Origin of the sequence: Aquiflexum lacus (assembly GCF_015476655.1) — a bacterium.
Lineage (GTDB): Bacteria > Bacteroidota > Bacteroidia > Cytophagales > Cyclobacteriaceae > Aquiflexum > Aquiflexum lacus.
Genome location: NZ_JABFHF010000001.1, coordinates 388,783 through 404,515 on the forward strand (window position 1 = coordinate 388,783; position 15,733 = coordinate 404,515).

General features: G+C 34.7%; 9 protein-coding genes. 2 read left to right on the plus strand and 7 right to left on the minus strand.

Going from position 1 to position 15,733, the window contains the following annotated elements:
* Positions 1-2: 2 nt before the first annotated feature.
* The 7 genes from HMJ38_RS01790 to HMJ38_RS01820 form a co-directional block, all read right to left on the minus strand.
* Positions 3-1,427 carry an argonaute/piwi family protein gene (locus HMJ38_RS01790; RefSeq protein ID WP_194972652.1) on the minus strand — a complete coding sequence of 475 codons (1,425 nt, stop codon included), beginning with the start codon at positions 1,425-1,427 and terminating at the stop codon, positions 3-5.
* Positions 1,424-2,815 carry a DUF4062 domain-containing protein gene (locus tag HMJ38_RS01795; RefSeq protein WP_194972653.1) on the minus strand — a complete coding sequence of 464 codons (1,392 nt, stop codon included), beginning with the start codon at positions 2,813-2,815 and terminating at the stop codon, positions 1,424-1,426. Before HMJ38_RS01795 ends, HMJ38_RS01790 begins: the two co-directional genes overlap by 4 nt.
* Positions 2,816-2,819: 4 nt before the next feature.
* Positions 2,820-4,790, minus strand: a complete 1,971-nt coding sequence (locus HMJ38_RS01800) for an AAA family ATPase (protein ID WP_194972654.1) — start codon at positions 4,788-4,790, stop codon at positions 2,820-2,822.
* Positions 4,787-8,263 (minus strand): Eco57I restriction-modification methylase domain-containing protein, encoded by a 3,477-nt coding sequence (locus HMJ38_RS01805; protein ID WP_194972655.1) that lies wholly within the window; start codon positions 8,261-8,263, stop codon positions 4,787-4,789. The genes HMJ38_RS01800 and HMJ38_RS01805 overlap by 4 nt, the downstream gene beginning before the upstream one ends.
* Before the next feature lie 12 nt (positions 8,264-8,275).
* Positions 8,276-11,536: a helicase-related protein gene (locus HMJ38_RS01810; RefSeq protein WP_194972656.1), complete on the minus strand. Its 3,261-nt coding sequence runs from the start codon at positions 11,534-11,536 to the stop codon at positions 8,276-8,278.
* Positions 11,537-11,830: a helix-turn-helix domain-containing protein gene (locus HMJ38_RS01815; protein ID WP_194972657.1), complete on the minus strand. Its 294-nt coding sequence runs from the start codon at positions 11,828-11,830 to the stop codon at positions 11,537-11,539. It abuts the gene before it with no gap.
* Between the two features lie 365 nt (positions 11,831-12,195).
* Positions 12,196-13,542 carry a C1 family peptidase gene (locus HMJ38_RS01820; RefSeq protein WP_194972658.1) on the minus strand — a complete coding sequence of 449 codons (1,347 nt, stop codon included), beginning with the start codon at positions 13,540-13,542 and terminating at the stop codon, positions 12,196-12,198.
* A 687-nt stretch (positions 13,543-14,229) separates the two neighbouring features.
* Here HMJ38_RS01820 and HMJ38_RS01825 point away from each other — a divergent pair.
* On the plus strand, positions 14,230-14,493 hold the full coding sequence (locus HMJ38_RS01825) for a hypothetical protein (RefSeq protein WP_228779827.1): 264 nt from the start codon (positions 14,230-14,232) through the stop codon (positions 14,491-14,493).
* Between the two features lie 429 nt (positions 14,494-14,922).
* On the plus strand, positions 14,923-15,579 hold the full coding sequence (locus HMJ38_RS01830) for a DUF6266 family protein (protein ID WP_194972659.1): 657 nt from the start codon (positions 14,923-14,925) through the stop codon (positions 15,577-15,579).
* The last annotated feature ends 154 nt before the right edge of the window (positions 15,580-15,733 follow it).

A 15,733-nucleotide genomic window follows, 5' to 3' on the forward strand; every position in this document is an offset into this window, starting at 1 on the left:
TTCTACATATAAAATGCATAAGATTCTTTTGGTTGTTCATTTTCTCCAAGGTATTTCATTATTTCCCCAACCCGTCTGGCACAGCCAATTGTAATAGGGTATTTGTTGTCGAATTGGGTGTTGTTCCAGTTCATTTTTGTTAACCCGAGAACTTCCTTACAAACTGTCTTTACAGAAGAAACAGATTCTACGATTCGCACTTCTAAAGGAGCAGGAATATACATTCCGGGATATGTCTGATATTGATGAACTGAACCTCTTGTATAAAGTATGTGTCTGTTCTCTGTCAATGAAAAAACAGAGCCTCTTACTGGTGGATAAAGATTGTTTCTAAAAAAACGCAAGTCGGTTTCCATAACAGTTACAATGTCATATTCAGTAATGCCTAAATCTTGCATTGCTTGTATAAAGCCGTCTAACTCGTCTTCATAATATTTTGAAGTTTTGTGTAGAACTACTCGACCTGGTAATGTTCCTGTTGCAAACTTGTATTTAGTTAAAGCATCTTTCAGAAGACTTAATGATTGGTCATAACTCAGGTGAGGCTTTCTATCATCCTTGTCTTCCATTACAGGTGTTCCCCGAAGTATTACGCCTTTACCGTTCTCATTGAAAATTTGGGCTAAACTGGTCTGAATTGTTTTCTTATCCCTGCTTCTATAAAAACCAATGCCCACAAAGCAAACCTTTGGTTTGTTTTCGTCAACATCCAATTTCCAAGGAATAGTTTGAAGTCCTTTGTAATAAAGTGCTGTGCAAAAGTTCCAAGCCTTTGTGGCTGCATCTTGAGATTTGTTATTGTCGTGCAAAACATACTCTCTCAATAACTGAATAGGGGTGTTGTATTTCATTGCACGAGCTTTTAAAGCACGTCTAAAGTTCAATTCCAATTCAGGCTCTCCGCTATCTTCCGCATCTTGTTCTACAGGTTCATCATCTTTATTTTCCTTTACAATTTTACCTTCAAAACTTTTTGGAATGATGCAAATGATAACATCACAATTTTTAATGTCTGATAGAAAGCCAATGTTCTCACCAAATAATTCGACTGCATCCAATACTTTCTGATCCCTGTTAGGTTCTTTTAGAATCTTCTTAATGTCGTTTGGCGAAAGAATTCTTTCATAATTTGTATCGTAAATTAATTTGGCACAGAATCCTTTATCTTGATTAAATCCCGAAAATGGTTTGAACAAACCTTTCTGTTTGCCTTTGGGGTTAGCAGGAATATAACTTTCAAAACGCTTTAACCAACCTTTCAAATTCTCAACATCTTCTTCGATACCTATTATACCGAGTAATAATTGATTTTTTCTTGCTTCTATGACTGTGTCATAAACATTTAACTCTGCTATACCTTCTCTTGGACAAATACTTTTGCCTTTGCCAAATAATAAAAAAGGTTCTTGTATATAGTCCGCTTTCATAGGCCAAATAAATCTACGTCCCCATCCACGTCTTTTAGTTTTTTCTGTGCTCCAATTGCTTCTAAACTGTTCCAAACTGTGTCAGGAACAATAGGGGCAAAGTCAAACTTTTCAATTTTCTCCAACTTTAAAAATGGATAATCTCTATATTCTGTGAACAATGATTCCGTTTGTGAAGGTTGGAGGTAACGAAGGATGAAGTTAAAATGATTAAATACGTGCATATTCCGTTCGGTCTTTTTCAACCACTGAATGTTTTTGAAAGCATAATCGCAAACTCGCAAATCATTCCAAAGAAAAATCCATTCTGGTTTTAAAGAGATATACCAATCGTTATCAAAGTTTTCAAATCCTGTTCTAAAAGCATTACACCGCAAATTGAAAACTTTGGTTGTATCTTTTAAATCATACTTAACATCAACAACTTTTCTTGTGGCACTTTTTTTTGTTTTCGTCCAAGAATGTGAACGAGGTTGCCATCTGTCCAAGTCATCTTTTTGTATGGGTAGAAAGGCAAATAATCTTTCATCTTTAAACCATTTGATTTTGAGTTTGTGGAGTTTAGTTTCAAGGCATTTCTTTAAAAGATATTTAAACTGCGATAAGTGGTCTGCTGATGTTTCATAAAACTCATCACAGGAAAATGGTTCTGCTGTTCCTCTATCAATTATTTTGGTTAAGCCTACCGAATCATCTTGCAGATTATGAAAAGTGATGATTTTTCCATCCCAAACTAACCAGTCGTGAGGAAAAGAAATATCCTGCATATACAAGGCAGAAACAGCGTAATCGTGAAGGCTCGGTTTAAAAAATGGTCGCTTTATTTCTTTATTGTATTGCTTAACCGCCTTCTTATCAATATCCAAATCGGCAATGTATAAATGACTGGGAAACTGAATTTTTACAAGGTTGGTGTAAACTGGCTCTGTTCTATTGAAGTATTCATTTTGCTTCTTATCAATTTCAGTTTTTAATGCTTTTTCTAGTTCCTTTTCCAATTCAAAAGCATCTGAAACTGTTTTACGGAAATAGTTTGGCTCAACCTGTCCTTCAAATTCCTTTTGTAATGGGTCTTTTGGATAAGTTGTATTGATTACCAATACTGGAATATTTTGGCTTCTTGCCGTTTGATATTCAAGTTCAGTAATGGATTCTTTGCCTTCGGGTTGCCAACCATACCGACCGCCTATAATCAAAACATAAATATCCGATTCCATTACTTTGCTCAAACAAGCAGTTAGTGAATCTGTGCTTTGTGCTTCCATCGTCTTTTCAGACATTACAGGAAAACCACCAACCTTATTCACGGCATTGTATGCAGCGGTTCTCTCATTTGGCAAATCCCAAATGGTGCTACTAATGAATATTTTAGGTTGGGTGATGAACATCTTTCTAAATTGTTATTCCTATTTTTTCAATCAAATCTTTTAAAGTCCAAACGCTATCAATAATTTTGGTATTTAAATCAAACATTTCGCTATCAATATCAAGCGGAACTGCAACGTTCGCAATATGTCGAGCTTTTATTTGATCAAGTCTTTGTTCAATTTGTTTCGCTGGAATTTTAGCAGCATTCTCTTGAAAATCCCAAAATCCAGTGCCGTTGTATTGCCATTTAGTTACTCCGCATTTTGGAAATTTAGGCGTCATTACACCTGCTAATTCATCCACATAAAAATCAGATAACAGTTCGAAATCTAAAGTGTAGTTTTCTGTTGGGTGTTTGAATTGTAATTTCATTCCTTTGGTCAGAAGTAATGTAAATTTCGGTATCGGATAATTGGTTTTGAGGTCTGTAATTAAATCAAAAGCTTTTTCCAACTCTACCTTGTATATCGGCATTGAAATATGTTGAAAATGTGCTTGTGGGTTCAAAACCATAAGTTTGGTTTCATCAAAACTCTTTTTAATGTCCTCTGAAACTAGTTTTCCCAATGCTAAATACCGATTTATCATATTGCCCCAGAGTGTTTGTAATGAAAGAAAAGTGCCGTCCGACTTATATTTTAGTTCAGCAGGAAGCCTTTCATTCACTATTTTTTCAAGTTCTTTTCTGATATAGATAGATGCAGCAGTATAGTCTTTTGCATCAAAATATTTTTTGGCTTTGTCAATAAACTCCAAATCGCTTTCAATTAGGATAGGATATTCCTTTTTACTTGCAACATCTTTTCCAGCATACATCTCTTTGAAAACCCATTCGGCAGGGTCGTGAAGTTTTTTGATTTTAAAGGAAACAAAATCAAACAGATTTTTGTCGTGAGTTAAAAAAAGTAACTGATAATCTTTAGTGAAATTATTTTCCTCATCTAACAAAAAGTCAATCAGCTTGTCTCGGTTATTCATATCCAAGCTAATCATCACATCATCAAACACGATAAATTTCAAAACATCAGGTGCTTCTTCATTTACTCGTTTCTTTAAAATAGTTAACCGAATGGCAATTGCAATAGCTGTAATTTTAGCCTCATTTAAGAATGATTGCGGACGATGGATGTCGATTTTCTTTCCTAAATAAGAAGTGATTTTCAAGTCAATTTTAAAAGGTTGGAATGAGTATGTGGTATCTTTCTTTCTATGTGAATGCCTATGATATTTTAATTCAAAGTCAATGTCATACCCCAATTTTTTAAGCATATCGGGAGCATTGGCATTGATGAAATCAATAAGGTTTTGAAACTCGTCATTAAAATGTTTAGCAAATTTTTCAAATTGTTTGTTCTCGTTGCTGTATTTGTAAACTTGAATAGTTTTTCCTTTCGAATTTGTTGTAGTTCCTGGGCCATTTTGAATTTCCTGCCACATTTCAAAAGCACTTGTTCTTGGCTGTAATGTTCCATCACGCCAAAGGCTATATTCTGCAAACCGAACATAAGGCAAAACATATCCCTCAAAAATCTTGGCTAAATCAATAGGTTGTCCGTTCCAAAAGTCTTGAAACTTATACAACACCTTGTAATTGATAAAGTCTGAGGCTTGATTTACTTCAACTGCATCTGGATTGCCACTTATGTCTGTCTTTAATAATGAAACTTCATAATCAATAGCAGGGTTATCTGTTGTTTTTACTTTGATGAATGAATTGTAATGTTCCTTTCCATCTGCTTCTGTTACTTTATCAGCATAGATGTTAATTAAAGACTGGTTGTGTTCATCCTGATGTTTGAAATACTTTTCAATATCTTCTTTGTCATATTTTACAGCACATTCAAACAATGTATATAAAGCCCAATACACAGAGCTTTTACCGCTTCCGTTTTCTCCGTATAACAGCAAATGTTTTCCTGTTTCTCCTAATTCAATAGCAGGTTGCTCATCAAAAAACTTGAAGTTGTGTATGTGTATGGATTTTATTCTGCTCATTGCTGTATGTTTTTATTTATTACCGCAATGATTTCTTTGCTTCGGGTATCAACTAATAGCATACGTTGCCTTACAGGATTTTCAGGCTTTTGATACCACAAATAGAAATTTTGAATTACCTCTTCCTTGTCTTTGTTATTCTCTAAATCCGAGATAGTCTTTGGCGAAATGAATTGTAAAACATTTAATCCAGCTTCTTTCATATGTTCTTCAAAATACAATTCATACACCATCATATCGATAACATCTTCTAAGTGGCCAACTATTCTTTCATTTTCAGTATGGCTAAAAAGTGGTTTCGATTTATTTTCTTTCAAAAACAAGATGTAATCCACAAGTATTGCAAATGGCTCTTGATGGTTTGTCTTAATTAAAGGCAATTCAATCAAAGGACCTTTGTCAACTTGATATTGGAAGCCTTGCATTTTACCTTTATACTTTAGCCAGAAAGCAATGAGTTTTGAATTCAGTAAAGCCGTTAAGTATTTCTGATTTACTCGCTTGGTTTTGATTACAAAGTATGTTTGTGAAACATAACAATCAAAGTCTGTATAGGTGAATGTAGGTTTGGCACATTTTCGAAGCGAAATGATTTTTTCCTCAATAAAGAAATGTTCATTTCTTGCCCTATGTAATCCATAGGGTTTATTGTCAGATGTAATAACTTTTTGAAATCTGTCTAAATGGTTTTTTAGATTTGGGTAAGGTTGTATTGCATAAGGGTTCTTAAAGGATGAATCCGTATAAATTACCCAATACTTATTTTCACTATTGCCATAGTATCTTTCTAACTCTGTAGTTGTATAAAATGGCTTCACAAGTTTCTGTTCGTCAGGACTTAGGTTTAGTTTGTTTTTCTCTTTATCTGATAGGTAGAATATACCTTCATTTAATTCTACATTATTGCCAAGTTCTTCCAAACTTGCTTTATTTACAAAATCTTGAGGTGCTACAATTCCTTGAGCTATTTCTAATCTTGCATCAAGTTGAAAGTTTGATGCGTTCAAAATATCATTCAAAATATTATCAATTCCTCCTTCACTAAACAGAAATGATTTGTCTTTTAAAAGCTCCCTGTTAAAAGTTGGGTTAAGCAGTTGTATTTTGCTGTTCTTTTCTCCATTAAATAATAAAACAACATCATCTAAATCAATCTGTGTATCAATTATTCTTCTGTAGTCAAATTCATATTCATCTTGCTTTTTGTTTGCTTTAAACAGCATTATCATTGTTTGAATATCAGCACTTTCAAATATTTTGTAGTTGCCAAAATCAATCAATTGAAGTATTTGAGCATCTTCAACAACTTTGTTTCTGAATTTTGATGCACCTGCATTAGTTACCCAGTTATTGGTAGCAATAAAAGTTAGAATACCTGTATGGCTTTTTAAATTGTCAAGCATCACACAAGCAAATCCATACCACAAATCCATTTTACCTTGGTAATATTTGGTTTTTCTAAACCCGTCAAAAGCCTTTCTACTTGTTGGCTCTTTGATGTAAGGTGGATTTCCTATGACAATATCAAAACCTTGTTTAATACCAAACATCCACCAAGCATCAAACCAAGAGCAAGGAGCAGATTCAAAATCGAAAGGGTTAAATCCGTAAAGTTTAGTGTAAAAGTCATAGTTGTCTTTGGTTGTCAATTCACGCAAACTCAATAAATCCGTTTGCACCTTTTTAAACCGTCTTTCCAGTTGTAGCTTTTCTTCGCTGCTGACGTTAAAAAAGTCGTGGCGTATTTTTTCTAACTCTTTTACTGCCAAACTGGCTTTGGCATCCATATCAAGCTCATTAATCTTACCAAGTGGAATAAGTGTGTTAGCACAAATAATTTTAAAGTCAAGGTTTGGTAAGGGTTGTGGTTCCGGTTCATCTACCACCAAACTCAACCAGAAGCGCAAACGGGCAATGTCAACCGCACCGCTATCAATGTCCACTCCATAAATGCTTTCCTCAATAATGTGCTTTTTGATGTCAGCATCTGAAACCCCTTTTTTAAATCCTTTGAGTTCTTGTAAATAAATCAGGGCATTAAAAATCTCTTGCAATAATCCCATAGGGAAAGCCCCCGAACCAATAGCCGGGTCGCAAACCTTTACTTGCTCTAATGCTCCAATAATTTTATAGGCATTCTTTTCAGCGAATTGCTTTTCATCATAATTCAATTCTTGTTGCTGAATGATTTTATCAATGGCTTGTTTAGCCAATTCGTTATTTCCAAAATGATTTTCGTCTTGAGCAAAAAGATAAGCCTTCAAACTCTCTTTGCACATATAATGCACGATTTCTTTCGGGGTGTAAAATGCTCCTTTGTCTTTGTTGTCTTCCAGTAAGTTTTCAAAGATGTGTCCGAGCATTTCAGGGTCAACGGCTACCGTATGTTCATCAGGTGCATCTTCATAAATGGTAAAGTTGTAATTATTGAAAGTTTCAAAAAGATTTTGAAAAATACGCTCTGGCATATAGAGTTTGTTGTATTTTCTGTCCTGACTGTCGTCAAACAAACCACCATTCAAGTATGGAAACCTAAAATCATTGTTTGCTTTTTCATAATCAGGATTGCACAAGGTTCTAAAGAACAATGACACTAACTCTTGATGATAAAAATCCTCTTTGTGTTTCGATTTGGTAAAAAGGTCGTATAAATAATCAGGATTGCCTTCGCCCCATTTTTTGCCTTTAGCCACTGCCAACCAGCCTTTCTTTTGAATGAAATAGAGAAATACAATACGCCCCATCATTCGCTTGCAGAAATCACGAGCTTGTTTTTCGTCTTTATTGAAAAGGGCTGTTAATTGCCAGTCGGGTTCGTGAATGACTTGTTCCACATACTTGTTTCCTTTCTTTCCGTATCGCTTACCCGTAAGGAATTGTACAAAATCTTCATAGGCTTCTTTATAGTTTTTGAAAAACTCTTTGCTCAGTTTCTCAACAGAGAAAGCCTCTTCAAAATCATCTAATGTAAGAAACTGAAAAATATTTTCTTGCTGCTTTTGAATGAGTTTATCAAAGCGAATTGCTGCCGTTAATGCTTTTTCATTTTTACCAAATAGGTATGTGTAGCGTTTTGGTGCTGTTTCCTTATCTTGAATTTCGTTGGTCGCTGTGTTTTTTACTTTTCGTTTACTGATGTAGCTAAAACGCCATTTATCACCCTGCACAAATACCACCATTGCCCCTGCAACTTGTTTGGTCAAGTCTTTTAACAAGTTTCTAAGTGCAACACGATTTCGGGTGATGTTTACTTTCTCATTCAGTTCTACTTCAAAAATACCGATTTTGGTGTATTCGTTTATTTCATAGTTACCCAAACTCAAACATTGTTTGCTCAATGTTTTGTCAGACAATGAAATCACACGGTCTTCTGCATTCAGTTTGTTATTGGTAAACTGTGTTTGCAAAAAGCCTTTCCACACTTTTCTATCGTATGGACTTTCGAGAATATGTCTTATTTCTGATACTGTCATTGTTCAGTTCTTTTATGAAACAAAAGTTTCGGATATGATAATTTTTGGTTGCAAGGGTTCTAAGTCCTTTTTTGCTTCACGTTTAATTTTGGAAGTATATTTCCTAGATAGTTTTATCAATTCCATTTCCAATTTCATTGGATTTGTTTCGTTTCTTAATTTGTAAACTTCATTGGTTAAGTTGGTGTAAGTTCCATTTTTTAGCAAAGGCAATAAATTTGTCCCTGCTTCAATGCTTTCAGGTGATGAAAGAATTTGATTGGCTAACCAATTATTCAAATCATTCAATGCTTTGTTTGACCTTACGTCCAATTTATCTTCATTCCCTCCAATCATTTCGGGAGTTGTGATGTCTCTCTCAAACTGTTCCAAAATATGATTTATGTGTTTGTAATGCACATCAGGAACAGGCAAAATACCTTCTTCTGATTTTGGTGCTTCAAAAATCTTTACTGCCTTTTCAAATGGAACAGAAAATGATTTCCCCTCTGACTGAATATAGATATTCTTATGGTCTCCATTTTTTACAAAGGCAATGCTGCTTTCAATTTCAGACGCTTTGCGAATGCAACGGACTTTTAAAGGCATTTTCCGAATAGCATTGAAATGTTCTTCGTTTTGCTCCCTGTATTTTCGTAGCCACTCCAAATATTCCGTTCTCAGGTCTTTGTCTTCTTCTTTTTCCTCAAACATTCTGAACTGGTCAATTATCTCGTCCAGCGTGTATATTTTATTATCTTCTCCAAATGTGCTGTGGCTACTTTGAAGTTTTACTAATGATTTTTGGCGAAGGTTAATTCTATCGTCTCCGTGTTCAGAAGGGTAGAAGTTGTAATTGTAAATGAACTGGGCTTTTGTTCCAATTCGATTGATACGTCCAAGGCGTTGAATTAACCTTGTCGGATTCCAAGGTGTGTCATAGTTTACAATTACATTGGCTCTATGCAAGTTGATTCCTTCTGCCAAAACATCTGTTGTTAGAATGATGTCGTAATCATTTCTAAAAGTGCCTTCATAGTTGGCATCAAAGTTTTCGCGAATGGTTTCAAATTCTTTGTTTCTGTTTTCAGAAGTGATGCTTAAAACTTTGTATGTTGTTTCCTTTTTCAGTCGGGAAGTCAGATATTTTAATGTGTCTGCCGATTCCGTGAAGATTACCAATTTGCCTAACTCGTTTTTGTCCTTGTTGAAATATTCGTTTTCAAGCAACTCAATAAACACATTCCACTTCGGGTCGTTGTGTTCTTCAATGGCTTGCCATCTTTCATTTAAAGAAAGTAAGTTTTCATAGTCTCTGCGTAATCCTTCAATAAAGCCCGCTTTGAAATCGGATTGTTTGAATTTTTTGTTCTTTGGCTTGTCATCATCAATTTTCAGAATTTCAATTTCAATTTCTTCATCTGTATAGCCCTTGTTCAACAAATCTGAAATGTCTAAATCAGGAGCTATGAAAACACTATCTCTTTCATACATTTCAATCATTTGCTTTGTGGAAGCAGTGATTTTGCTCAACGAGTTTTTGAAAGCATAAAAGCTACTTTCCAAACGCTTGATTAGCTGCGTTTGCATAATGAAAGCCAATGAACGAGAAATCGTTTGTGCACTCTGATAAAGACCATTGTTTGCTTCGTCTGTCAAATATGCAATTGCCTGATAGCGGAAAAAGTCAACTTTATTTTTGTCAATAATGCTGTTTGCAGTATCAAGAAATAAAGTCGCTAAATCGTGGGGCAATTCATATTCATTTGCAAAAGGGTCTGCAACTTGAGGAAAAATAATTCCTTGTTCTTGCAAGTCTTTTCTGTAACGCTCATTTTTAGTTAAGTCAGTCCTTGTTCTGCGAATTGTAATGTCTTTTACAACTTTATCCCTGATGTCAGTAAAAATGTCTTGAATTGCTTGCAGGTCAAGCGGTGTTTGCTGAATTAAAGTTTTGTAGCGGATAATGTGAGGATAAAAATACTTCTGCAAATTGGTTTCAGCCAAATTGCTATTTCTGATGTCTTGGAATAAAGAAATCAAATAGTAAATATCTTCGGGCTTGTTATTTAATGGTGTTGCAGAAATCAATACTACCTTTTTTTCAAATCCTTCAATACCACCAATATTTTCACGCCCCGATTTGCAAATCACTTGCAAGTTTTCAAACTGTTGGCTTTTATGGTTTCTAAACTTGTGAGCTTCATCAACTAGAATTAAATCGTAGCGTTCTTTTTCAGCATAATTGTGGTCGCCCTCAACAATTTTGTTCAAACTTCCATTGGCAATGAAATGGCATTTTTCGTCAATTCTGAATTCCTTAAAAGTGCTTTTCCAGTTTTTTTCAAGCGTTGGTGGGTAAACAACAAGAATTTTTGATTTAGGGCCATTATTGATAATGAACTTCTTTGCGAGTAAAGCAGCCATTACCGTTTTTCCTGTTCCAACAACATCAGCTAAAAAGAAACCATTATGCTTTAACAGCAATTCGTAGCCTTGATTTACTGCGTCAATCTGATAGCTGAGTTTTTTAAACTTCTTTAGCGGAATATCGCTAATGCTATCAGGGTCGTATTCAATATTCTTCCCGAAAAATTCGATTAAGAACTTTACATACAATTCAAACGGAGTTGGATTTAATTCTAAATAAGTCTTCTTTATCAATGCAGGTGCATCAACTGGAAGTATTGGTGTGCTTTGTTCCCAAAGCTTTTCAAATTCAGTATCAGCAAAATTTACATTTTCATAATCTCTCAACTCAACATTCATTTCGTAATTATACTCCACTGCTTCAAGTCCAAGTCCTTGAGCAGAAAGATTAGACGAACCCATTATCACCATTCCGTTTGGATTGTGTTCGTTAAAATTGGGTGAAAGAAAAATGTAAAATTTAGAATGTAGTTTTTTTGAATTGTGTGCTCTTATTTCTATTCGTCCTTCGGCAATGTCACCAATCAATTGAATGATTCCTGATTCAATGTCCTTTCCATATTTTGCATTGATTATGTCTTGCTGAATTGATTCTATGAATGATTCTCTAGTGTCTTTAGCGTTAAGATTGAATAAAAGTCCCTGTTTTTGAGCTAAAGCAATGAAAGGGTCAACATTGATTCCAGCAATGATTTTTACTTTTAAGTTGTCAGGGAAATGTTTGCGAATAGCGAAATATCCAGAAGCTCTAAAATAACCAATAACCGATTTAAAGTATTCTATATTTTTCATATGCTCAAACACACCTACAAATTTCTTGTAGAGTGTATTCTCGCCTTGATTAGTAAAAAAGTTTGATGCCATTTATTTTCCCTTTTTAATTTTCTTAGTTACTGACTTTAATGCCTCATCTGCAAATTGTTCGTCTTTTATCACATCCATTACTTGGTCAGCTAACCAGAGTGTAAGAAGTTCTTGTTTGTCAGCATTTAATATTTCAGCCAAAGTTGCAACCTGCTCTTTCTTGATTGGTCTTTCACCTCTTTCCATTTTACTAATGATAGAAGTGTCAACGTCAAGTTTAGAAGCCACCTGTCTTAAAAGAAGGTTTTGCTTTGTTCTAAGCTCTCTAATTTTGTCTCCGAGTTGTGGTGCCATTATAAAATTCTTGTCTTGACAAATATTGGCTAATATAATAAGATTAAAATGTGATTTCCTTAAATAATTAAAGCCAAATTCGAGATGACTTAATAAAGAGTGGCAGGGAAAGAATAAAAAAACATAGGGTCTGTCAACAAGGCAACTTTGTTGCTGTCTCGTTGTTATATTTTTGATTATCTGAAAAATGATTTACCTTTTCTTGTTTTAGGAACTTGATTATTGGATTGGTATATTCTGTGATTTAAAAGAACTCCCAATATTAACCAAGAAAATATACACAAGCACAAAAAGTGATTACCACTGAATTGCCACTTTTTGATGGGTGATGTAGCCGCAATAGATATTTCTTAGATTATGAAAGGTCATTGTGTAACAGTAAATTGAAAGGATGTCCCAAGTCTGACTGGATAATTATCAACAATTAATGCCGGTTCAGCCTCAACAATATATGTTCGCGCCGGAGTTGAAAACGAACCATATCGCGGAAACGCATAATATGGGATAGTTGAGTACCAACCCAAATTGATAATTTCTTGAGTAGTTGAAATTGTAGGTGTTGAAGAAATTGCTTGACCTGATTGTAAACTATATCCTGGAAGAAATCCCGGCAACGGAGTCCTTCTTCCACTAGGATCAATTAAATAGTAATAAATAATAATTTGAGCCGAACTTCCAATGTTATTAGGGACTGAAACTAGACCACTGACTGTCATAATTCTATTTTGAGGTAGAATTTGTGGATGAGTATAACTATTCATATGTTGGACAAAATTAACACTTAGGTTTAGTCCTATATTAATATCATTACTATTTAAAGTGTTTCTGTTTTCTTTTACAATAGTATTTACCATTTCCGGTTTTGTGAAGGATGGCTTCATTGTAAAAGCTTGTTTAACTACGCCATTAAAAATAGAATAATTTATCCATCCAAATCCATCATTGCCCCATCTCCTACCATAAGAGTTAAGAAACTTAAAAGCTTGACGATTGTCGTCATATCCGACAATAAGGATAGCGTGTCCCATTCTTGGGTTAAAACTTCCTATAGTTGTCCATACATACGGATTGTTTGGATTATTCCCATAACCCCCTCTAAGGTAATTTATATCAGAAATAGCGCTAGCAATAACAGGATGTGAATTAGCCAATTGTTCTTTTACATCAGAAAGTAAATCTTGTCTTTCACCAAGCCTAAAATAGCGCTCAATTTTAAAATTACCTGCTTGTTCTTTTGCTGTTTGAGTTGGAGAAGACCGAAAATCATTATCAAAATAAGGCATCGAACTCCAGGTACAAACTCCTTGATCTTTAAGCAAGTTTAATGCTTCAATATAACTACTACCCTCATCAACACCTCTATTTATTTGATTATAAACAAAACTAGGAGAAAAGATATTATCATAATTCAATTGTCCAGTATTATTTATATAAGTCCATATATCTTTGCCTTTTTTTGCATAATAAGTTTGTGCACCATATGCGATTGCGAAAGCTACACATGAATTCTGATTACCTTGGTCACCAACAGGTGGCAGATACTCTGATAAGTCAATCGAGTAAGGTAGATCTGCAACAGGTGTTTGAGGTAAGTTTCCAGCAATTCCTGCATATTCTGATTCCTCAATTAAGATTGATCCGGTAAAAACATCTTGTCCAGAAGCGTATAAGAAATGAAATAATAGTATGATAGTAAAAAAGCAGGTTCTCATATTAAGGTTTTTATCAAATATTAATTTTACAAATAGGTTGTATTAATTCCGGCTGTAAGAGCGATTTTATCTTATGAATTTATAGTTAGTTTTTTGTTTCTCAGAATTTCCTTCATTGATTTTTATTTTCGAATCTTTTGTATTTTGGATAACTACAATTTTGTCGCCCGTTAACTTCGATTTATTTTTCATGTCATTATTTTAAATTTGTTCTAACTCTCATATTTATCATCACAGTTAACTAGTGATATCATTTATCCTACAATTCAAACCTAACTATATCTCCATTCATAAAAAATACCCTAAACAGGGTATTTTTTAAGTTTAATAGTCAAAAATGTATTAAAAAGTGACTATTCCCCCCAAAAGCCAAAGCTTCGGGGGGAGAAAATCTAGATTTCACCTTTGTCACTTGCAGTCCTTGCACTTTTTGCAGGGATTCATTTAATTACTTGGAATTGATGATTTTCAGAGAAAAGGACTGCAATTTAACTGCATTGACTGCAAGTTGAATTAATCATTTTCACATCTCTTGGACTTCCAGTTTTCACTAACTAAAAATTTGTTTTGGCTGGATGTGCAGTAAATGCTTTAATTCTTTTTGGTGACATTGATTGATGTTGACCGGAAATTTTCAAAATGATCCTTTGCCTGTGAAATTATTTTGCTGATATTATTAACATAAAAATGTTTAAAATATTAACAATGGATGTTTTCGAGATTTTAGCGAAACTAGAACAGAAAGAAGCCAGCATAGGGGAGAAGCTTCACAAGCTCACTACTGCCAATTTAAATCCGTTTCCAATGGAAAGGATAAAGAAAGGAAAGCTTTTGCTTAAGTTGATCTATGAATTCAAAAAGCATGTAGAAGCTGATGAATTCATTCTTGCTGGCATGAAGCTGAGGGATTTAGAAATGGAAGGACTGAGGGTCCTGCCTGAGAGTAAATAGAAACAGTTAATGTAAATACTTATAACAATTTTAGCTACAGTTTTCATCAGTAGGGTCTTACCTCCTGCCTCCAAAGCACCCACTTCGGTAGATGTTTGGACGCTTGACCAATCATTGACCAATCAATTTCCATTGAAACACCATTTTCCCTTCAATAATTTTTTTGGTATTGGAGCTAGAGCATCTCGCCTGAGACCAGATTTAACTGCCGTATTGAGTAGTTTCAAATTAAATTTTATATATTAAGTTCTTATTACATGATTGTACGCAATGATGCCAATAAAATGGTAATTCAATAAAATCCTTGTCTGGAAACTGGTATGTTCGGTACATCGGACATCCGACATCGGACATCCGACATGTTTTTAATAGAAAATTGGTTTACTACCAAAAAAGCGATAACCATTCCTAAATTTCAACCTTTTTCTTATGGCAAAAGTAATTGAGTCAACCGCAGGGATATTTAATGGAAAAATTGGCGGTATTGTTTATTATCAGGTAGGAGGGAAGACTTATGTCCGAAAGGCACCTCCAAAACAAACGAAAGCCCAAAAAAAGAACGTTTCTCCACTTAAGAAACTCTATCAAAACAAGATGACTTTAACACAGAGCTACCTGAAACCGCTCACCAAAGCCATTGCTTTTGGATTTCAGGAATTTGAGAATGGGGCAAGGAGACCTTTCCATGCCTGTGTTTCCTACACCTTGAACAATTGCTTTGTCTCTGATGGACTGAAATTTGCGATTGACCCCTCCTTATTTAAAATAAGCCAAGGAAGCTTATTGCCTCCCGAAAATGCCAAAGCAGAAAAAGTGGAAGATGGGATTGAAATTTCCTGGAATAACGACTCCCAAACATCAAATGCCAAACCTTGGGACAAAGCCTTCATAGTCCTCCATAATCCGGAGCGAAATTTGGCTACCTACATCATGCTTGGCAATGACAGATCATCCAAAAGCCAATTCATACCACTTGCTTCCAAGAAATTAAATTCCAATTGGCATGTCTATCTGGCTTTCAGTCAGGAACAGTCCCACAATGGAAAAATGCTGGTATCAGATTCGGTTTATTTGGGTTGTTTGTAGTATTTTTTAGCCAGAGGTAAAAATCATATTTGTTATCTTCAAAGCCTATTGCCAAAAATCCCTTCCAAGCCTTCCAATAATAACCTGATTTTCCGGCAAGTGGCTGCACAATCACCTTGTCCATACTGCCTGTTCCGAAGTATGAGGAAGTGGC